Here is a 19,900-nt window from a genome sequence, read left to right on the forward strand (position 1 = left end):
CAGTCACCATTTCCTGGGCTGACACACCGCTATCGCGAGCAGGCTCACTCCTACAGTTTTTACGCGGTGTTGGTTAGAGCCAATAGCTCACCGCGTACCAGCCCAGCAGCCCCATCACAAAGGTGTAAGGCAACGCCATCCACACCATCCGCCCGTACGACAGGCGTACCAGCGGTGCAATCGCCGAGGTCAGCAGAAACAGGAATGCAGCCTGACCATTCGGCGTCGCCACGCTCGGCAGATTGGTACCGGTATTGATCGCGATCGCCAGCGTCTCGAAATGCTCGCGGCTCATGTGGCCGGCGAGGAACGCCTGTTTCACTTCGGTGATGTAGATCGTGGCGACAAACACGTTGTCACTGATCGCCGAGAGCAGGCCGTTGGCAATGAACAGCATGCCCGGTTGTTGCTCGACCGGCAGGGCCAGCACCCACTCGATCAACGGCGCAAACAGCTGTTGATCGTGAATCACCGCGACCACCGCAAAAAACACCACCAGCAACGCCGTGAACGGCATGGCGTCCTTGAATGCGCTGCCCAGACGATGTTCGTCGGTGATGCCGGTAAACGCGGTGATCAACACAATCACCATCAAGCCGATCAAACCGACTTCGGCGATGTGAAAGGCCAGGCAGCCGATCAGGATCAGTGCCGCCGCGCCTTGCACCAGCAGGGCTGCGCGTTGGCGCGCTGTGCGCTCGGCATTGTCTTCGGCGGCGTAGTTGGCCAGCACGGCGCGAACATTGTCCGGCAGCAGTGTGCCGTAGCCGAACCAGCGCAGCTTCTCCAGCAACACGCAGGTGACCAGACCCGCTGCCAGCACCGGTATCGACACCGGCGCGACTTTCAGGAAGAACTCGGCGAAGTGCCAACCCATTTCGTGGCCGATCAGCAGGTTTTGTGGTTCGCCCACCAGTGTGCAGACACCGCCCAGCGCCGTACCGACCGCGCCGTGCATCAACAGACTGCGCAGGAACGCACGGAATTGTTCCAGATCGTCATGGTGAAGTTTCGGCAGGTTCCTGTCGTCAGCAAACTCACTGTCCTGGCGCGGATCGTTGCCCGACGCGACACGGTGATAAACGGAATAGAAACCGACCGCCGCACTGATGATCACTGCGGTCACCGTCAAGGCATCGAGAAACGCCGACAGAAACGCGGAAAGAAAGCAGAACAGCAAGGCCAGTATCGCTTTTGAACGCACGCCCAACAGCAGGCGCGAGAACAGAAACAGCAACAGATCTTTCATGAAGTAGATACCGGCCACCATGAACATCAGCAGCAGGATCACCGGGAAGTTGTGCACCAGTTCATCGTAAAGCGCTTGCGGGGTGGTCATCTTCAGCAGCAGCGCTTCGATCAACAACAAACCGCCGGGCATCAGCGGATAGCACTTGAGCGCCATCGCCAGGGTGAAGATGAATTCGATCACCAGCAACCAGCCGGCCGCGACCGGGCCGACGCTGAACAGCACGACGGCGTTGAGGATGAGGAAACCGACGATGGTCGCCTTGTACCAGCGTGGCGAGTGCCCGAGAAAATTTTGCGCGAACGCCTGGGCCATTGAACCGGACATCGGCTGCTCCTTGTCTTTAGAAGCGCGCAAGTTGCCGGATGCGTTGCGGAAGATCAAGTACAGTGCGTGTTTTTCAATGGTTCAGGTAACGCGCCACCATGGCTCGGTAGTTGCCATCCAATGAATAACCGCCGACGAGGATGGCATTGTCCGCTTGCACCGCCAGCGAGTTGGCCGTGTCTAGACTGCGCCCCAGACGTGTGCGCAGCCAGCCTTTGCCGTCACCGAAGCTGTGATCCAGGCCGCCGTCCCTCTGGTAACGAGCAACAATAAAATCTGCTTCGAATCCGCCAATGGTTGCACCGACCGCGATGATGCGGCCGTCCGCCATGCGCTGGGCGGCGCTCCATTGGCAGCCGCTCGGGCCGATTTCCAGCAACTGTGGTTGCACGCCGTGATGGTGCAGGTTCGGTCGACCGTTGGTGTGCAGGCTGTACGCCATGCAACGGATCGGGTCGCGACTGCTGCCGAAACAATGCAGTGCATCGGCCGATTCCAGGACCTGACTGACCTGAGCGCTTTGCCCGTGAGCCTTGAACGCCATGAATCCGTCCACGGCAAAACGCTCGTCGAGGCGACCATCGGGCAGGTAGCGCGCCAACAGACCCTCCTGTGGAAAGTCGATGGAGCCGGCCACTACAATTCGCCCATCCTCTTGCAACAGCAGGCTGCTGAGCCAGGTGTTGAGCAGCAAGTGGCGAATCATCACGAAGCCGCGGCCGTTGAAGGTTTCATCGAGGCTGCCGTCGGGCTTGAGGCGAATCAGCATGCCGGCATGGTCGGCGAGTTCGAAATGGTGATTGGCGATCAGCAGAATATGGCCGTCGTCCTGGACTACAAAGTCGCAGGCTTCAGCACCCGGGACGCCCGGCGGTAGCCAGGCATCACGGCTGCCCATGGACAAGTCGCCGGGCAGGCGCACTACCTGACGACCGTTGTCACCGAAGCGCAGATCCGGCTTGCCCTGTGCGTCAAACATGGCCAGAGCCGGCAAGGTGCGATGAGCGTTTTCATAATGCAGGCCGGCGAGCAGGATGCGTCCGTCGGGGAGTACCCGGACTTTACCGGCCGTGGCTTCAAAGCCCGGGGCAAAGGTTTCGATCACGCTGCCTTGATCGCCAAAGGTCAGATCGGCCGAGCCATCGGCAAGCATCCGTGCCAGGCCGAATCGGCTACCGGTGGCGACGCCGACCTTAGCTGCGACCAGCACCCGCCCGTGCGAATCGAGGGCGATGTCCTCGGTCAGGCTGGACACACTGCCCGCGAAATACACTTGAGCGACGCCGGTAGCGGCAAATGTTCTGTCGAGTTGACCGGCTCGACTCAATAACGAAGTCGATAGCGCCGGCAGCGCAAAAGTGTTCAGAGTGGACATGCACGCATCTCCTTGCGAGTTGACCTGGTACCGGGAACCGGGCGGGTAACTGCATGAGCGAAACATTCAATCCCTGAACCGGGAGAAGTACAACTGTAAGAACTAACAGGTGGACGGTCGCACTGTGCCAGAACAGTGTCTTTTTGAACCAATAGCAAGCCGGCCAAGCAGTTACGCCTGAATAAGTTGCAAATAGTTGTGTAAAAGTACGGAGAGTTAAAAAGACTGGAACTAACAGAGTAGGGCGGATGACCTGAGCGTCATCCGCATCGCCCGGCTGTTAGTGTGGCATCGACCAGGATTGCAGGCTGTAACCTTCTTCGCTGAGTTCAGCGCGAGCCTGCTCCAACAGTTGCTCGAGTTGCGCCGGATCAGAGTAGGCGCTGCTCGGGATCTGTTTGCGACCGATGTGCGAGTTGGTCCGGTCGATCACGGTCAGGCTGAGCTCGCCATTGCCGTCTTGTGGCGCCCAGGCCACGCACTGGAAAGGTTTGAACGCGTGGTTGGCAATCAAAAGAGCTTCGTTGATACGGAGCGGGGCGGTCATGGGGTTTTCTCTCTGTCGTGCCCAATCAAATGATGTGCCGTCGGTTGGGCTTACCGTTCGGCTGGTACTTGTACTGATGCACCGAACCGGTAGGCAGGTCACACATGAAACAAAGAAATTTCAACTTTCTTTCAGGGGGTTGCTTTGTGGGCAGCTTTTGAAAGCTCACTGAAAGGTTGAAACAGCAATTTAGTCGATAGCTAACTAACAACCTGGTTTCTTATAACGCGTTTGCTTGTACACCTATAAGCAATCGATACAAGGCGCTGTCAAAATCTTGCTAATGTTACAGTCGGGTCTGCCAAATGACTGTTTTTACAATCATTTCTAATAATTTGGCGCCAAGGAACAGTCATGAGCGAAGCGCCAGCGTTACGACGTTTATTGGTAGTCGATCCGTGCGACGACTGCCACCGCTTATTGCCCGGATTACGCGCCGTAGGTTGGGATGTTGACAGTTGCACCCTGGAAAATGCCGCCGACCGCAGTTGTGATGTCGGCTTGTTGCGATTACAGCCGTTTCATCTTGAACGCCCCGAGGCGGTCAAGGAGCTGATCAGTCGCAGCGGCACTGAATGGATCGCCGTGCTCAATCAGGAAGTCCTGCGTTTACAGAACGTCGGTGACTTCGTCTGTGAATGGTTTTTCGATTTCCACACCTTGCCGTTCGACGTGTCGCGGGTGCAGGTCACCCTTGGCCGGGCATTCGGCATGGCGCGCTTGCGCGGGCAGGGCACGATTCACGTCGATCAGCCCGAACATGAACTGCTCGGTGACAGCAAGCCGATCCGCGAATTGCGCAAGTTACTCAGCAAACTGGCACCGACCGAATCGCCGGTGCTGATCCGCGGTGAAAGCGGTACCGGCAAAGAACTGGTCGCGCGCACGCTGCATCGGCAATCCCAACGTCACAGCAAACCATTTGTGGCGATCAATTGCGGGGCGATTCCCGAACATTTGATTCAGTCCGAGCTGTTCGGCCACGAGAAAGGCGCGTTTACCGGTGCGCATCAGCGCAAGGTCGGGCGCATTGAGGCAGCCAATGGCGGTACGCTGTTTCTCGATGAGATCGGTGATCTGCCACTGGAACTGCAGGCCAATCTGCTGCGCTTTTTGCAGGAAAAACACATCGAACGCGTCGGCGGCAGCCAGCCGATCCCGGTGGATGTGCGTGTGCTGGCGGCGACTCACGTCGACCTTGAGGCGGCCATCGAGAAGAAACGTTTTCGCGAAGACCTGTATTACCGGCTCAACGTGCTGCAAGTGGTCACCGCGCCGTTGCGTGAACGCCATGGTGATCTCTCGATGCTGGCCAACCACTTTTCCCACTTCTACAGCCATGAAACCGGTCGCCGCCCGCGTAGCTTCAGCGAAGACGCGCTGATTGCCATGGGCAAACATGACTGGCCGGGTAACGTCCGTGAACTGGCCAACCGTGTGCGACGAGGTTTGGTGTTGGCTGAAGGGCGGCAGATCGAGGCCCGGGATCTGGGCTTGATCAGTCAGCACTCGATCGCCACACCGATGGGCACGCTGGAAGATTACAAGACCCGCGCCGAACGCCAGGCGTTGTGTGATGTGTTGAACCGGCACAGCGATAATCTCAGTGTGGCGGCCAAAGTGCTCGGGGTGTCTCGGCCGACGTTTTATCGCCTGCTGCATAAACACCAGATTCGCTAGATACCTGAAGATCAAAAGATCGCAGCCTGCGGCAGTTCCTACATTGGGTTTGTGTAATCCCTGTAGGAGCTGCCGCAGGCTGCGATCTTTTGCTTTTTCCTAGAAGTAGTAAGGGAATTTCAGGCTGAAGGAAAAGTCCGGTGCATCGTCGGTCAAACCGATCGACAAGTTCGGAACAATGGTCAGGTTGTCGGTGGCCGCAATGGTCATGCCGACGTTGAAATAACCGGCGTTGGCGTCACTGGATACCACCGATTGCCAATCGCCGCCATCCTGCTTCAGCTTGCTTTTACGCTGCACCAGGTCAGACATCGAGAACGACATACTCATCTTCTCGTTCAGCGCAAACGCAATACCGGCGCCGATCTGGAAGCTGTCGCCGATCTTGACCTTGCCCGGGTTTTTCTGGTTGACCGTCGAGCTGATGTCGTCAAACGACTCCTCCAGGTTGTGGGTGTAGGACAAGCTGCCGAACAGCACCGCCGGGTCGAACGTCTTGACCAGCGAGATCCCCGGCGTGACCGACCAGACGCCGTTGCCGGTGGGCAGGGTGTCAGGCACGAACAGGTTGGAGTTGGCGTCGGTCTGGCGCAGCTTGATCCCGAACGGATCCTTGCCGGTTGGCGCCTTGACGCGCAAGGTGACGACCGCATCCGGCGTGTTGGCTGACTCATCGAGGAACTTGTAGGCGATGCCGAAGTTGACGTCGCCAATGGTTGGATCGCGTGTCACGTCCTGCTCGGTCGTGACGTTGGACGCTCCGCCGTTGCCGCCGCCGGATTGATAAGTCGAATCGCGGTAGACCACCGGCACGTTCAGGTCGAACTGCCAGCGATTGTCGAAGTTGTAGCGGCCCGTGAGGTCAAGGGTCCAGGTGTCGGCCTTGATCCGGTCGAGGTTGATGTTGCCGAGAAAGATCGAGTCGAGGGCCAGAAAGCCGTTGAGGATCAACTGACGGGTGTCATAGCGCGAGTAGGTGATACCGGTTTCGAAGCTGAATTTGCCACCGCCGAAGAAGCCACTGGCCTCGTCATACAGGTTGGACACACTCTGTGCCGGTTGTGAATCATCTGCCAGCGATTGCCCGTAAGAAGCCCCGCTGCCTCCGGCTGCGCCCCCCGACGCTGCTGCGGCCCCGGTCCCGGTGGCCACTTTTGGATTGCCTTTCATATCCGACGGCGACTTGGCCAACCTTTTGGGTGGTGGCGCCGCCGGTTGATCTTCGACCTGGCGAACCCGTTGTTCGAGTACCGCCAGGGCCTTTTGTTGTACTTCGTAACGTTGTTTCAGCTCCAGAAGCTCTTGTTTCAGGACTTCTACGTCGGCGTCCGGTGCCGCTTGCAGCATCGCTGCAGGTAGAAGAGTGCTCAAGCAAACAGCGGCACGCAGTGATACTGATCGATACATGAATAAGCCGTCCCTTTAAGCCCAATGATCGAGACTCAGCGTAGTTCAATATCCAATATTGCGTAGTGCCCTGAGCTGAGTCAGGTTGCAATCCAGTGCACCGGCACTCATGCCGTTATTGTTCAGGACGACGTTGAGTTGAGTCATGTTATTGACCACGTTGGCACTGCCGAGCAAACGGGTGTTCTGCAGCAAGCCGCCTTGAGCGACCTGTTGCAGGGCCGTACCTTGATTGCCGGAGGCCTGAATGGCCATTTGTACGCCGCCACCGTTGGCCGAAACCGCCACGCTGCCTGCCGCATTGCTGCCGCCGATGGTTTGCCCGGCCATCAGCGCCTGCCCTTGGGTGGGCACCAGTGCTGGCGCCTGACTGGCTTCTTTAACGTTGATGGCAACGTTGTTATAGGCGGTATTGCTGTCACCCGCAGCGCGTACGCTCTGTGTTACGCCCTGGCTGCTGTCGAGGCCGGCGCCACCGGTGATTGTGCCGGTACCCGTAGAAAGGGCGCTGCCGTTGCCGTGTTCCTTGATGGTTTGAACATAGAATTCAGGTTTTACCGTTGCAGCCTGAAGTTGCATCGAGGTCGAAGCCCCGATCAAATCGCCACTGGCGTTGCGCCAGGTACTGCTCATGACAATGCCGAAGCTGATAATCCGCCCCGGCATGACATAACGACCACGTAGTTCGGACAACTCCTTGTCTTGTATTTCTATAGGTTTGAATCCTGCATTGGCATAGCCTGACGCACTCGCTGCCAGGCAGGCGGCGGCCAGCCAGTATGAGGTTTTCATTTGCTGCTCCCGGGACATCCAGCCCCATTCTTTATAATCGGCGATTAAAAGAAGTCGCTCTGTATGAACCCGAAGTCCATCAATTCAGCATCTCTGACAGGGTTGAAGTTATCCAGCTTGTTCTTCGCCGTCAGCGGTGTCGGCGGGCTGCGCAATGCATTGGTTTTGTCATAACCGGGGCCGACGATGGCGAAGACAATGCCGTTCCAACCTTTGACAAAGTCATCATGTTTGTAGCGTTTATGGCCGAGAACCGGGTCTCCGATGTAAACCCAATCCTTGTCCGAACGCTGCAGAACCACGAAATGCTTGTAGCCGCGAATTTCCATCAGTACCACCACCGGGATGGTTACAGCATCGAGTTTTTCCGGCGGAATCTTGTAACCCCTGGCGCGCATGCCGATGCTTTCTATGTAGCGCTTCATGTCCAGCATGGAAAACCCTTGAGTACGAACAAGGTCCTGGTCAGCGTTGACCAGCATGCCTTTGATGATGTGCTCCTCATCGACGTCGAGCCAATAGGCCTGGCGTAACACCGTAGCCAGTGCAGCAGCGCCGCAGCTGAAATCGGTTTTCTGTTCGACAATGTCGGAAAACTTGCGCTCACGAATGCTTTGCACATTCTTGTAGACGAGTACGCCGCCTGGGAGGGCAGCGACTGGCATCTGGGCAGCCTGGGTCAGGCCGGACAGGCAAAGCAGAGCGAAAAGGGCAGTCTTACGCATGATCGATACGCCTTTGCGGACTGAGGAAAAGCCCCGTTTCCGGGGCTTTCGTTTCGATCGCGATTACAGGCAGGCTTTGCAACCTGCAGCGATGGACAGCGAGTTGCTTTGTTGGTTACCAACACCAGCGGCGTTGTTGTAACCAGCGTTGCCGGAGAAGTTGTTGCCAACGTTGGAGATGCTTGCGTTGTTGGTCACAGGGTTTTTCCAGCCATCAGGGGTCAGCACTTGTTGCGTGGTTACACCGGCGAGACCGAAGATGCCGACAGCTTCAAAGGTCGCTTTCTGATCTTTGCTGCCGCCGTTGCCGCCATGACCACGGTCGTTGTCGCCATAACCGCCACCACCATGGCCTTTGTCGCCTTCGATGGTCGCTTTGCCAGCTGCCACGAATGCGCCGGCAGCGGTGAAGGTGCCTCTCAGAGTATCGGTTTTGTAGGTTTGAGTGCCGTTGTTGGACACAGTCAACCCAGTGGAGCTTTGGTTGGCAGCGGCAGCGGCGTTAGCTACACGACCACCGGATACAGCAATGGCCAGGTTGTTTTTCTGTTGGTTGAAGTTGCCGGCACTGTTGTTCACACCAATGTTGCCGGAACCGCCGTTACCCACGTTGTTGAGGTTGGCGTTGTTGGTTGTCGAGTAGTTGGCAACCGCGTTGTTGTTGTTGACCTGAGTCGCGCTGGAAACGGACACGGCACTGCCGAAGATGAAGCTTTCGTCGGCAGTTGCCAGTGCAGCGGCGTTGTCTTGTTGGTTGCCATCCCCGGCGGTGTTGTTCATGCCGACGTTGCCGTTGGTGCCATTGGCGGAGTCGCGAACGGAGGCATCATTTTTGGTGCCTTGGTTGCCCACCAGGTTGCCATCGCTGTTCTGCGTGTCGAGTACGGCAGCACCAGCGCCGGCGCCGATTTGCAGAAGTTGTTCCAGGGTAGGCCCTTTTGGTTCATGGTTGCCATGACCATTGCCGTGCCCGTTACCATGATCGTCATCACGACCGCCTGCCTGTGCTGCGATTGCCATCACTGCTGCAAGTGCGAAAACCAGTGGTTTGAGAGCCATTGTAGGTTTCATGGTGTTTCTCCATCGTGCTTATTAGTTGGTTAAGTGTTGGTACTTTCTAATTGCACTGCTTTTGTTGTTTGGGTCAGTCAGCGACCCGGATGCTCAGGGTGTTAGCCATACGGTTCCCCACCCCAGCACTCTGGTTCACCTGGATTACCCCGCGGCTGCCGGTGAAGGCCTGATCACTTGTCGTGACCTGGCGACTGCCGGGTGAGGTACCAGTTGCTCCTGAGCTCGGTAAAAGCGCCACGTTCTGTTGCGAAAGGGCACTGTCGTCAACGCTCTGCGGGCCAGCACTGATGCTGACGCGCGTGACGTTGGCCATCTGGTTGTTGGCACCGGCGCCCTGGTTCACACCGAGGATCCCGTTGCCATTACTGAAAGAGTTGCCGCCAATGGTCGCGCTGGCATTCGTCGAAGGATTGGCGGGTGTGTCGATCGTTTGGCGAACATTGCTGGTGGCGCTGGCCGAGGTGCCAATGGCGATCGCCTTGGTGTTGGTCTGTTGCATCTGGTCGCCGGCGGCCTGGTTGACGTTGTAGTTGCCGCGGTACTGGATGCCGGTGTCCTGAATGTTCGCGTTGTTCACTGAGCTGGGGTCGGCGGCCATGGCGTTGGCGCAACCGAAGAGGGCGAGCAGGAGCAGGGTGCGATTCATCTTATTGGCCTCCAGCCATGCGGGTCAGCGGAGCCAGGCCTGCGCCCATTGCGCGGTTGACGGTGTTGGAGATGGAACCGCCGGCGCCGCCGCCGTGGCCGCTGCTCATACCGGGCAGGCCGTTGGTATTGGTCAGGGTGTTCATGCCAGGCAGATTCGCCGTCGGTGTGCTGATGTTGCCGCGGATCGAGGAGCCACTGGCTACGCTGGCAAACTCACCGTCATTGAGCTCAGTGCTGCTCATCGCCTGATTGATGCGGGCTGAAGGGTTAGCATTGACTGTGGTTGGATAGGGGTCTTTACCGCCGCTGCGACCGATAGGAATAGGCTGAACATCGCGGTTGAGGACAATCACGCCATTGCCTTCTGCCTGCACGTTGAAGCTGATGAACGTACTGGCTGCTGATCCGATCAGCAGAAGGCAGGTCAAACCTTTTTTGATATTCCCCACGGCTGCAATTCCTTCTTCAGTGGGCTGGCCCTAGTCAGCGTTGTGAAGGAGAGAGCGAAAGCTGTGCCGCTTTTGAAATATCTTTCAATTTCAATTGCTTGGGAAATAGATGCGCCGGCCTGATACACCGCCTGTTTCATGGCTGATACACGCAGGGTGGCGTTGACCTGTCTATTGGCTGAATAAAGCTCTGGCACAAGGGTTTGCGCCAAGGTGTTTCACCCGCGTAACAACCGGCATGACAAAGCTGTGAACCGTGCTGAAACGGGCACTTTGCACGCGGGCGAGTGTTTCAGGATTGGACACTTTGTCCCCAAAACAGGGGAAATCGCGTGGGAAAGGGACCCTTTGACCGGGTCACTCAGCCAGCAGTTGCTCGACGGCGGCAAATGCCTGCGACTGGCGCTCGGCCCAATTGCCCTCGATGACCTGAAAGCGTTGATGGTGGTTTTCCAGCCAGTTCTGCGTGGCTTGGTAAAACGCCAGACGCTCGTCCAGATCCGGTTGGCAGCGCTGACCGTCATCGGTCCAGTCGATCTGTTCCGGGGACAAAAGAAGGTGCAGGTCGTAATGCCGTGCCAACAGCTCGGTTTCCAGCCAGTCCGGACAGTCAGCAAACAGCGTCTGGCTCCACAGCATGTTGCTCAGCAGATGGGTGTCGAGAATCAGCAGTGACGGCTGTTGCGCCCGAGCCTCATCCTCCCATTGCAACTGGCCCCGAGCGATATCAGGGATGTCGGCCAGGCATGTATCGCGGGGATTGAGTTCGATAAACCGACGCACGTATTCATCCACCCGCAAGCCGCCAAAGCGTTGTTGCAGGCCCGCCGCCAGCCAGCTCTTGCCGGTGGATTCGGGGCCGGTCAGGACCACAACCTTCATGTGCGCAACGCCGGGTCAGCACGCCATTCGCGAAAGCCCTGGATCGCCAGCAGAGTGAACAGCCCGTACAGCGCAGCGGTCAGGTACAGCCCCTTATAGATGAACAAGCCGACAAAGATCACATCCAGCACAAACCACAGTGCCCAGCATTGCAGGCGTTTCTGCGCCATCCACAGTTGCGCGACCAGGCTGAAACCGGTCAGCGCGGCATCGAGCCACGGTTGCGCGGCGTCGGTCCAGTGAGCCATGGCCGCACCGAGCAACAGGCTGCCGACCGCGCCAACGCCCAAGCCGATCAGGACCGAGCGTTGATCGAGGCGCGTGACCTCACGACCGTCATGCATCGTCCCGGCGCGGGTCCATTGCCACCAGCCATAGACTTGCAGCGCGGCGTAGATCACTTGTAGCAACATGTCCGAATACAGCTTCACTTCAAAGAAGATCCAGCTATAGAGCAGCACCATGACCAGACCGATCGGCCAGCACCACGGATTCTGTTTGACCGTCAGCCACACGGCGATCACCCCGAGGGCGGCGGCAAACAGTTCAAGCCCGGACATGGGGGTTCCTTGGGGGAAATTGAGGAGGGGGCGGATTGTACTGCATTCGCCCAGACACTGAAGAACCCTGTGGGAGCGAGCTTGCTCGCGAAGGGGCCTGTGCAGTCGAAATCTTCTTTGACTGACCTGACGCTTTCGCGAGCAAGCTCGCTCCCACAGGTTTTGGGTCAGACGCGGAACTGGCGCAGGAGGGTGTTGAGTTGTTCGCTCAACTGGCCAAGTTTCAGGCTGGCCGCACTCGATTGTTCGGCAGCGATCGCCGTGCTGTGCGAGAGGCCGGCCGCCTGAGTGACGTTCTGATTAATGTCCTCGACCACATGCGCCTGCTGCAACGTGGCGCTGGCAATCGAAGCGTTCAGGCCATTGAGATTACGCAGTGCCTGGCCAATCGCATTCAGACTCGCACCGGCCAACCCGGCTTGTTCGATGGTCAGTTGCGACGCCTTGCTGCTGTCGCCGATCACTTTCACAGCGGCTTCGGAATGGTTCTGCAGACGCTCGATCATCGACTGGATTTCCGCCGTCGACTTCTGCGTACGTTGCGCCAACAAGCGTACTTCATCCGCCACCACGGCAAATCCGCGACCTTGCTCACCGGCCCGCGCCGCTTCAATCGCGGCATTAAGCGCGAGCAGGTTGGTCTGTTCGGCAATCGAGCGAATCACTTCCAGCACGCTGCCGATCTGCGTACTTTCGGCGGCGAGGGTGCGGATCACTTCCACCGCTTGATCGATAGTGCCGGACAGTTTGTCGATCTGCTGCAAGCTGCCATCGATGTTGATCTGGCCCTGTTGCGCCTGCGCTTCGGCATCGCGCATTTCGGCGGCGGCGTGCTCGGCGTTCTTCGCCACGTCCTGCACGCCATAGGTCACCTCGTTGATCGCGGTGGCCACCAGTTCCATCTGCTGCGATTGCTGCTGGCTGCGCTGCTGGGCCTGCGTGGCGTCGTTGCCCAGTTCGCTGGACGACTGACCCAGTGCACTGGCCGACACCTGCAAATCACCGATCACCCGGCGCAGCTTGGCGGTGAAGGCGTTGAAGTGATGCGCCAGTTCAGTGACTTCATCTTTGCCATGGGTATCGAGGCTGCGGGTCAGGTCGCTTTCACCGCTGGCGATGTTGGCCATGGCGTTCACGGTTTCCTGCAGCGGACGGACGATGCTGCGCGCGATGAGGATCACCAGCAGCGCCATGATCACGGCAATCGCCAGGCCGATGACCGTAGCCTTGATCACTTGGCCCTGGAATTCCGCCTGCACGTCGTCGACGTAAACCCCGGAGCCGAGCACCCAGCCCCACGGTTCGAACAGTTTGACGTAGGAGGTCTTGGCCACCGGCTCACTGGCGCCGGGTTTCGGCCAACGGTAGTCGACCATGCCGGCGCCTTTGGACCTGGCGATGGCGACCATTTCGTTGAACACCGCAAAACCGTCCGGATCGCGGATCGCCGAGAGGTTCTGGCCTTCGAGTTTCGGGTTGGTCGGGTGCATGACCATCACGGGCGTGAGGTCGTTGATCCAGAAATAATCGCTCTGGTCGTAGCGCAGGCCACGAATCGCCGTCAGCGCCTGTTTCTGCGCCGCCTCTTTGCTCAGGGTGCCGGCGGTTTCGAGGTCGTGGTAGTAGGTCAGCAGGCCGCTGGCGGTCTGTACTACGTGCTGGGTTTTCTGGGCCTTGGCGTGGTAGAGATCGTCGTGGATCTGCTTGAGCATCAACACGCCCAAGGTCAGCAACATGACCACCGCCACAATCAAGATGAGCCACAAGCGTCGGCTGATCGACACACTGCGCAAGCTGTTCATAACGCTGTCACTCCGGATTCTTTTTCTTGTAATAAACGACCGCCAGCATCCAACCACGATTTCGTGAGCGGGCATACGCGACCCAAGTCGTATAACGCGGCAGCGCTAATAAGGCTTGTCTGTTAGGATTTCGGCCCCGCGCGTGAAAACCTGAATCCAAATTGAAATTTCACGGAATTTTGACCGTTTCGTGTGGATCCTGTGCGTGCGGAATCGGTACAGCCATAACCAGCTACGCTGATCGCAGTGAACGTAAAAAAATACTATCGGGGCATGCCGACGCGCATCGCTCTTTGGGGGATTGATGGATCTTTGGACGGCCTTGCAGGCACTGATACTAGGAGTTGTAGAAGGGCTCACGGAGTTTTTGCCCATTTCCAGTACCGGACACCAGATCATCGTTGCCGACTTGCTGAACTTCGGCGGCGAACGGGCCATGGCATTCAATATCATCATCCAGCTCGGCGCGATCCTCGCGGTGGTCTGGGAGTTTCGCCGCAAGATTCTCGATGTGATCATCGGTTTGCCGACGCAGCCCAGTGCCCGTCGTTTCACCGCTAACCTGCTGATCGCGTTTCTGCCCGCCGTGGTGCTGGGCGTGATCTTTGCCGACCTGATCCACGAATACCTGTTCAATCCGATTACCGTTGCGACCGCGTTGGTGGTGGGCGGCATCATCATGTTGTGGGCGGAAAAGCGTCAGCATGCAGTGCACGCCGAAACAGTCGACGAGATCACTTGGAAAGATGCTTTGAAGGTTGGTTTCGCTCAGTGTCTGGCGATGATTCCCGGCACTTCGCGTTCCGGCTCGACGATCATTGGCGGGTTGCTCTTCGGTCTGTCGCGCAAGACTGCCACCGAGTTTTCCTTCTTCCTCGCGATGCCGACCATGGTCGGTGCGGCGGTCTACTCGGGCTACAAGTACCGCCATCTGTTTGTCCCGGCGGACTTCCCGGTGTTTGCCATCGGCTTTGTCACCGCGTTCATCTTCGCCATGATCGCCGTGCGCGGCTTGCTCAAGTTCATTGCCAGCCATAGCTATGCGGCATTTGCCTGGTATCGGATCGTTTTTGGTCTGGTCATTCTGGCGACGTGGCAGTTTGGCTGGATCGATTGGGCGGCGGTCAAGCCATGAGTGATTCCCGCGCACGCCGGCCCGAAGGGCGACCTTCGGGCGGCAACAACATCCAGCATCTGAAGCTGAAACTGCTGGTTCTGCTGATCGTCTGCGCGCTGCCGCTGTTCGGCTCGGTGTCGATGTGGTTGCGCGGGATTTCGTTGGTGCCGCTGACGGCTTACGGTGTTGTGAGCGTGTTGGCGTTCTTCATGTACTGGGCCGACAAGCGCAAGGCGCGCGCCGATGCCTGGCGCACTCCGGAGAACATTCTTCATGCCGTGGAACTGGCGGGCGGCTGGCCGGGTGCATTAATCGCCCAGCAGGTGTTCCGGCACAAGACGCGCAAGGTGTCGTTTCAGATTCTGTTCTGGGTGATTGTGTTGCTGCACCAGGTGTTCTGGATCGACCAGCTGTTTCTTGGCTCGAATCTGCTGACGCTGTTCTGAATACACCGCAACTCCCTATGTAGGAGTGAGCCTGCTCGCGATAGCGGAGTGTCAGCCAAAGAAATTCCAACTGACACTCCGCTATCGCGAGCAGGCTCACTCCTACAGGGATCGGGTTTACAGCAACAAACCGATTTGGGTCTTTTTCGGCAACTTGCCCACCACCAGTTGATGCGAACGTTGCAACAACCCGCGCAACTCCTCGGCGCCCAACGGGTAGGGCGGGTGCATGATGATCCACTGCGCCCGGGCCAGATAGGGCGCCGGATGAATGCCGGGACGGTCGCAATGGCCAAGAAACAAATCCTTGTCGACCTTGAACGCCAGCGAATCCCCACGCAGCCCCTGCAAGGCAAACATCTTGTTGCCGGCAATCGAAAACACTCGCACGCCGCCCCATTTGTAATCTTCCCGAGCGCCCGGCAATGCCAGGCAGAACGCCGCAACGTCGGCTTCGTTCATCTTTCCCTTGCTCATAACAACCGCTCCCCACAGGCATTGAACGACTCGACCAGATGATCGATCCACGCGCGCACCGCCGGCATCACCCCGCGTCGATGCGGATACACCGCTTGCAGCCAGCCGCCGGGCAGTGACCACTCCGGCAACATCTGCACCAGCGTGCCGTTTTCCAGCTCCGCCTCGCAATACATCATCGGCAACAGGGTAAACCCCTGACCGGCGAGGACGCAGGCCTTGCGTACGACAAAATCATCGATGCCCAGGCGAGCCTCCATGTTCAGTTCGAAACTGTGGCCCTGCTGATCGAGCAGGCGCACATGCACCATACGATCGGCCTCCAGCGCACCCAGTACGGGCAGATGCTTCAGGTCTTGCGGATGGTTGATCGACTTGCCCTGTAAAAACGCCGGGCTGGCCACCACGACCATCTGCGCCTGACGCAGGCGTCGGGTCACCAGCAGCGGATCCTCGTCACCATGCTCACGCACGCGCAACGCGACATCAAAGCCTTCACCGACCAGATCGACCCGGCGATTGAGCAGTACGACTTCCAGTTGCACCTGGGGGAATTTGCCGAGGAAATCGCTGATCACCCACGGCAACATTTCCCGGGCCAGACCTGTAGGGCAGGAAACGCGCAGTCGCCCGCGCGGTTCGCTGGACATGCTCGCCACCGCCTCATCGGCCATTTCTGCTTCGAGAAGCATCGCCTGACAGTGGCGCAAGTAACGTTCGCCAACCGCGGTGAGATTGAGTTGTCGGGTGGTGCGTTGCAGCAAACGTGCGCCAAGGCGTTCTTCCAGTTCGGCAATGCGCCGCGATAACCGTGATTTGGGAATCCCGAGCAAGCGCCCGGCCGCAGCAAAACCGCCGGCCTCGACGACTTTGGCGAAATAGTAGAGATCGTTGAGGTCTTGCATCAGGGACATCCGACTGTTCTATCAGTGGGACAAACTATCGCATTTCAGGCGGCTAATCATCCATTGGTTTCTTGCGTAGGATTGTCTCCATTCCGTCGCCACCGGCGATTCCTTCCAGGAGATTCCACATGAAACTGCTGCATATCGATTCGAGCATTCTGGGCGACAACTCGGCTTCCCGTCAGTTGAGCAGCGAAGTTGTCAAAGCCTGGCAAGTTGCCGAGCCAAGCGCCGTGGTGACCTACCGCGACCTGGCCGCCGACGCCATCAGCCACTTCTCGTCGACCACCCTGGTCGCCGCTGGCACCACCGCTGAGCTGCGTAACGCCGCACAACAGCACGAAGCCGAACTGAGTGCTTCGACCCTGGCCGAGTTCATCGCCGCCGACGCGGTTGTGATCGCGGCTCCGATGTACAACTTCACCGTGCCGACCCAACTCAAGGCGTGGATCGACCGCGTTGCAGTCGCCGGTCAAACCTTCCGTTACACCGAAGCCGGCCCTGAAGGTCTGTGCGGTGGCAAGAAAGTGGTGATCGTATCGACTTCCGGCGGCATTCATGCCGGTCAGGCCAGCGGCATCGCTCACGAAGAATATCTGAAGCTGGTACTGGGCTTCCTCGGCATCACCGACATCGAAATCGTCCGCGCCGAAGGCCTGGCGTATGGCGACGAAGTGCGTAACAACGCCATGACCGCTGCACAAGCGAAGATCAGCGAGCAACTGTTCGCCGCCGCGTAAGGCTTGCGTAAAGAACAGCTGATGTTCAGGTAACACCCAAAAAACTCTGTATTCTGGTTCCGCAAGGGGCGAATACGGAGTTTTTTGTTTCTGACTGTTACATAATCTGGCCCGGGTTATGCAGTCACACAATCAGCGTCTGAGTGCATTGTCGTACCGGAACACCGAATCCCCGGGGTTTCAGGCCCGCAACGCAACGGAACTTTCGATTGAGTAACAACAGGGTGGGGCATCCCATGATGCGTCTTTGTGCAACGTTACTGATTTGCCTGCTCGGCAGCCTTAACACAGTGCATGCCGCGCCTGGGCGACACCCGATCTGGAGCGTCGGTTATCACGAGATGACCTTCCTCGATCCGCTCGACCTGCAACCGATGCGCGCCATCGCCTTTTATCCCTCCAGCGATCGTGAACACCTGAGTCTGCTTGAGGGCTATTCGGTCGAAGCTGGCGAAGACACCAAAGTCGCCATCGGCCGCTTTCCGATGCTGATGCTGTCCCACGGCAACACCGGCACGCCGCTGGCGTTGCACGACCTGGCGACCTCGCTGGCGCGCAAAGGCTTTGTTGTGGTGGCGGTGATTCACCCCGGCGACAATTCCAAAGACCACAGCCGACTCGGCACCCTGAGCAACCTCTACGGGCGGCCGATCCAGATTTCCGAAGCCATCACCGCGACCTTGGGCGATCGCATGCTTGCGCCGTACGTCAACGCCGATCAAGTCGGGGTGATCGGTTATTCCGCAGGCGGCGAGACCGCGTTGATCCTGTCCGGGGCGCAACCGGATCTCGATCGCCTGCGTCGGTATTGCCAAGAGCGCCCGGACGATCGTGATGCCTGTAATACGCAAGGTGAGTTGATCGTTGATCGGGATGATCTGCAACCGGTGGCCGATCCGCGCGTTCATGCGCTGTTGCTGATGGCGCCGCTGAGCCTGAAGTTTGGCCGTCACACCCTGGCCGATGTGCATGTGCCGGTGCTGCTCTACAGCGGTGATGGTGACAAACTGGTGGCCTTCGACAAGAATGCGGCCGCGCTGGCGCGCAAACTGCCGACGGCACCGGATTTCAAATTACTCGCAGGGGCTGGGCACTTCGTATTTATGGCGCCGTGTAACGAAGAGCAGATTCGCGCGATGCCGGCGCTGTGCACCGATGCTGATGGTGTGGATCGCGAAGATATCCATCGCAACCTGATCTCGGAGGCCGGGCGATTCTTCTCGCACACCTTGGGTAAACCGACCCGGGCCGGCATGCAGACCGCGGATCAATAGTCAGGTGCAGAACCCTTGTGGGAGCGAGCCTGCTCGCGAAAGCGTCATACCATTCAACATATTAGGTGACTGACACACCGCTATCGCGAGCAGGCTCACACCTACAGGGGATCGCGGCGAACTTCAGGACATCGCCCGGCGCTGCAGCAGTAGGGTCAGCCCCAACCCAACCACCGACAACAGCGCCGCACTGAAGAAAATCCACGAATACCCCAGATTCAAAGCCACCGCGCCCATCAACGGCCCGGCAATCGCCAGTGCCAGATCGAAGAACACTGCATAAGCCCCCAACCCGGAACCACGACTCGAGCTGGGCACCTGTTTGATCGCCTCGACACCCAGCGCCGGGTACACCAGCGACAGGCCAAACCCCGCGAGTCCTGCGCCGATCAGGGCAAACGCGGTGGACGGTGCCACCCACAACAGCACCAGCCCCACAGTTTCGATGCTCATGCAGGCAATGGCTGAGCTGAAGCCGCCGAAACGACTGATCGCTGAAATAAACATCAGCCGTGACAGGATGAAGCACACGCCAAACACCGTCAGACAGTACGCCGCGCCGGACCAGCCACGGTTGAGGTAATACAGCGTGATGAAAGTGGTCAGGGTGCCGTAACCGATCGAGGCCAGGGTCAGACTGGCGCCATACGGGGCGATTCGCCCGAACACCGCCCAAAACGGCAGGCGTTCGCCACGGATCACCGGCACCGACGGTTTGTTGCGGATCAGCAGCAGTGCACCGGCCGCCAGTACGGCCAGCGCGATGCCGAGGCTGGTGAAACCGTAATCAGCGACCATCACCACGCCTAAGGGCGCACCAATGGCAATCGCCCCATAGGAGGCAATGCCGTTCCAGCCGATGGATTTTGCCGTGTGTTCAACGCCGACCTGGCCCATGCACCAACTGATCGTACCGACACCGATCAAGCCCTGCGCGATGCCGAGCAGCAAGCGGCCGATGATCAGAATGACCAGGCTTGTCAGCGGCCAAGTCTGCAACAGGGTGGAGAGCAGCGTCAGCAAGCCACTGAGGACAATCCCCCACAAGCCATAAATGATCGCCCGTTTCGTGCCGACCGTGTCCGACATGCGCCCGGCCATTGGCCGGCTGAGCAGGGTGGCCAGGTATTGCGAGCCAATCACCAGCCCGGCGATGACCGCGCTGAAACCCAGCTGCTCATGCACATAACCGGGCAACACCGCGATCGGCAGGCCGATGCAGAGGAACGCAATAAAGGTGTAGAACACGATAGAAACGATCTGCAGGGTGATCGCCATGGAGCTTTGCGGTGGCAGTTGCTGCGCAGACATGAGGACTCGTTCGCGGGCGGCGGTGGGAGAGTTCGCATCATGGCTTGGGTGTCAGATAAAAGAAAGCAGGCTAACTACTTTCCCAAAAGATTGATGTCGCAGCTACTGGCGTC

21 protein-coding genes are annotated in these 19,900 nt (G+C 58.5%); 5 read left to right on the plus strand and 16 right to left on the minus strand.

The genetic code is table 11. The features are described 5' to 3' along the window. Positions 1-73: 73 nt before the first annotated feature. The 3 genes from nhaB to CLU80_RS28110 form a co-directional block, all read right to left on the minus strand. Positions 74-1,576 carry a sodium/proton antiporter NhaB gene (gene nhaB / locus CLU80_RS28100; RefSeq protein WP_093432826.1) on the minus strand — a complete coding sequence of 501 codons (1,503 nt, stop codon included), beginning with the start codon at positions 1,574-1,576 and terminating at the stop codon, positions 74-76. 73 nt (positions 1,577-1,649) lie between these two features. After that, positions 1,650-2,951 (minus strand): NHL repeat-containing protein, encoded by a 1,302-nt coding sequence (locus CLU80_RS28105; protein WP_095126281.1) that lies wholly within the window; start codon positions 2,949-2,951, stop codon positions 1,650-1,652. A gap of 280 nt (positions 2,952-3,231) precedes the next feature. Beyond that, the gene (locus CLU80_RS28110; RefSeq protein WP_095048857.1) at positions 3,232-3,498 is read right to left on the minus strand and encodes a hypothetical protein; all 267 of its coding nucleotides are present in this window, start codon (positions 3,496-3,498) and stop codon (positions 3,232-3,234) included. 354 nt (positions 3,499-3,852) lie between these two features. On the opposite strand from CLU80_RS28110, the gene CLU80_RS28115 reads away from it, so the two are divergent. Then, on the plus strand, positions 3,853-5,178 hold the full coding sequence (locus CLU80_RS28115) for a sigma-54 dependent transcriptional regulator (protein WP_016983762.1): 1,326 nt from the start codon (positions 3,853-3,855) through the stop codon (positions 5,176-5,178). Positions 5,179-5,277: 99 nt separating this feature from the next. Here the strand turns inward: CLU80_RS28115 and fapF are convergent, their stop codons facing one another. The 10 genes from fapF to CLU80_RS28160 form a co-directional block, all read right to left on the minus strand. Beyond that, positions 5,278-6,585 carry a fibril amyloid transporter FapF gene (fapF, locus tag CLU80_RS28120; protein ID WP_093432820.1) on the minus strand — a complete coding sequence of 436 codons (1,308 nt, stop codon included), beginning with the start codon at positions 6,583-6,585 and terminating at the stop codon, positions 5,278-5,280. A 45-nt stretch (positions 6,586-6,630) separates the two neighbouring features. Then, positions 6,631-7,377, minus strand: a complete 747-nt coding sequence (fapE, locus tag CLU80_RS28125) for a fibril amyloid subunit FapE (protein WP_099759081.1) — start codon at positions 7,375-7,377, stop codon at positions 6,631-6,633. Between the two features lie 44 nt (positions 7,378-7,421). Further along, positions 7,422-8,102, minus strand: a complete 681-nt coding sequence (gene fapD / locus CLU80_RS28130) for a fibril amyloid maturation endopeptidase FapD (RefSeq protein ID WP_093432815.1) — start codon at positions 8,100-8,102, stop codon at positions 7,422-7,424. Between the two features lie 63 nt (positions 8,103-8,165). Next, on the minus strand, positions 8,166-9,173 hold the full coding sequence (fapC, locus tag CLU80_RS28135) for an amyloid-like fimbrin subunit FapC (RefSeq protein WP_093432813.1): 1,008 nt from the start codon (positions 9,171-9,173) through the stop codon (positions 8,166-8,168). A 73-nt stretch (positions 9,174-9,246) separates the two neighbouring features. Further along, positions 9,247-9,822, minus strand: coding sequence for a fibril amyloid subunit FapB (gene fapB, locus CLU80_RS28140; protein ID WP_099759082.1), 576 nt, complete (start codon positions 9,820-9,822; stop codon positions 9,247-9,249). A gap of 1 nt (position 9,823) precedes the next feature. Further along, the gene (gene fapA / locus CLU80_RS28145; protein WP_093432807.1) at positions 9,824-10,273 is read right to left on the minus strand and encodes a functional amyloid chaperone FapA; all 450 of its coding nucleotides are present in this window, start codon (positions 10,271-10,273) and stop codon (positions 9,824-9,826) included. Beyond that, positions 10,249-10,485: a hypothetical protein gene (locus tag CLU80_RS30455; protein ID WP_286079797.1), complete on the minus strand. Its 237-nt coding sequence runs from the start codon at positions 10,483-10,485 to the stop codon at positions 10,249-10,251. The genes fapA and CLU80_RS30455 overlap by 25 nt, the downstream gene beginning before the upstream one ends. A 145-nt stretch (positions 10,486-10,630) precedes the next feature. Further along, a complete protein-coding gene (locus tag CLU80_RS28150) occupies positions 10,631-11,155 on the minus strand; it encodes an AAA family ATPase (RefSeq protein ID WP_099759083.1) in 525 nt (174 codons plus the stop codon). Then, positions 11,152-11,715 carry a nicotinamide riboside transporter PnuC gene (gene pnuC, locus CLU80_RS28155; RefSeq protein ID WP_099759084.1) on the minus strand — a complete coding sequence of 188 codons (564 nt, stop codon included), beginning with the start codon at positions 11,713-11,715 and terminating at the stop codon, positions 11,152-11,154. Before pnuC ends, CLU80_RS28150 begins: the two co-directional genes overlap by 4 nt. A 167-nt stretch (positions 11,716-11,882) precedes the next feature. Next, a complete protein-coding gene (locus tag CLU80_RS28160) occupies positions 11,883-13,517 on the minus strand; it encodes a methyl-accepting chemotaxis protein (RefSeq protein ID WP_093432798.1) in 1,635 nt (544 codons plus the stop codon). A 304-nt stretch (positions 13,518-13,821) separates the two neighbouring features. Here CLU80_RS28160 and CLU80_RS28165 point away from each other — a divergent pair, with 304 nt between their 5' ends. Next, positions 13,822-14,652: an undecaprenyl-diphosphate phosphatase gene (locus tag CLU80_RS28165; protein ID WP_099759085.1), complete on the plus strand. Its 831-nt coding sequence runs from the start codon at positions 13,822-13,824 to the stop codon at positions 14,650-14,652. After that, entirely contained in the window at positions 14,649-15,080 is a 432-nt protein-coding gene (locus tag CLU80_RS28170) for a DUF1294 domain-containing protein (RefSeq protein ID WP_099759086.1), read from the plus strand. Before CLU80_RS28165 ends, CLU80_RS28170 begins: the two co-directional genes overlap by 4 nt. Positions 15,081-15,197: 117 nt before the next feature. Here CLU80_RS28170 and CLU80_RS28175 read toward each other — a convergent pair whose 3' ends face one another. Together CLU80_RS28175 and CLU80_RS28180 are read right to left on the minus strand one after the other, a co-directional pair. After that, positions 15,198-15,557 carry an MmcQ/YjbR family DNA-binding protein gene (locus CLU80_RS28175; RefSeq protein ID WP_099759087.1) on the minus strand — a complete coding sequence of 120 codons (360 nt, stop codon included), beginning with the start codon at positions 15,555-15,557 and terminating at the stop codon, positions 15,198-15,200. After that, positions 15,554-16,462: a LysR substrate-binding domain-containing protein gene (locus tag CLU80_RS28180; RefSeq protein ID WP_099759424.1), complete on the minus strand. Its 909-nt coding sequence runs from the start codon at positions 16,460-16,462 to the stop codon at positions 15,554-15,556. The genes CLU80_RS28175 and CLU80_RS28180 overlap by 4 nt, the downstream gene beginning before the upstream one ends. 128 nt (positions 16,463-16,590) lie before the next feature. Between CLU80_RS28180 and CLU80_RS28185 the strand changes: the two genes are divergently transcribed. Together CLU80_RS28185 and CLU80_RS28190 are read left to right on the plus strand one after the other, a co-directional pair. Then, positions 16,591-17,202, plus strand: coding sequence for an FMN-dependent NADH-azoreductase (locus CLU80_RS28185; protein ID WP_095048870.1), 612 nt, complete (start codon positions 16,591-16,593; stop codon positions 17,200-17,202). Positions 17,203-17,438: 236 nt separating this feature from the next. Further along, on the plus strand, positions 17,439-18,476 hold the full coding sequence (locus CLU80_RS28190; protein ID WP_099759088.1) for an alpha/beta hydrolase family protein: 1,038 nt from the start codon (positions 17,439-17,441) through the stop codon (positions 18,474-18,476). A gap of 123 nt (positions 18,477-18,599) precedes the next feature. On the opposite strand, the gene CLU80_RS28195 is transcribed toward CLU80_RS28190, so the two are convergent. Beyond that, positions 18,600-19,787 (minus strand): MFS transporter, encoded by a 1,188-nt coding sequence (locus CLU80_RS28195; RefSeq protein WP_099759089.1) that lies wholly within the window; start codon positions 19,785-19,787, stop codon positions 18,600-18,602. Positions 19,788-19,900 lie beyond the last annotated feature (113 nt).

The sequence above is a fragment of the Pseudomonas sp. 29 genome (assembly GCF_002754355.1).
Taxonomy (GTDB): domain Bacteria; phylum Pseudomonadota; class Gammaproteobacteria; order Pseudomonadales; family Pseudomonadaceae; genus Aquipseudomonas; species Aquipseudomonas neuropathica.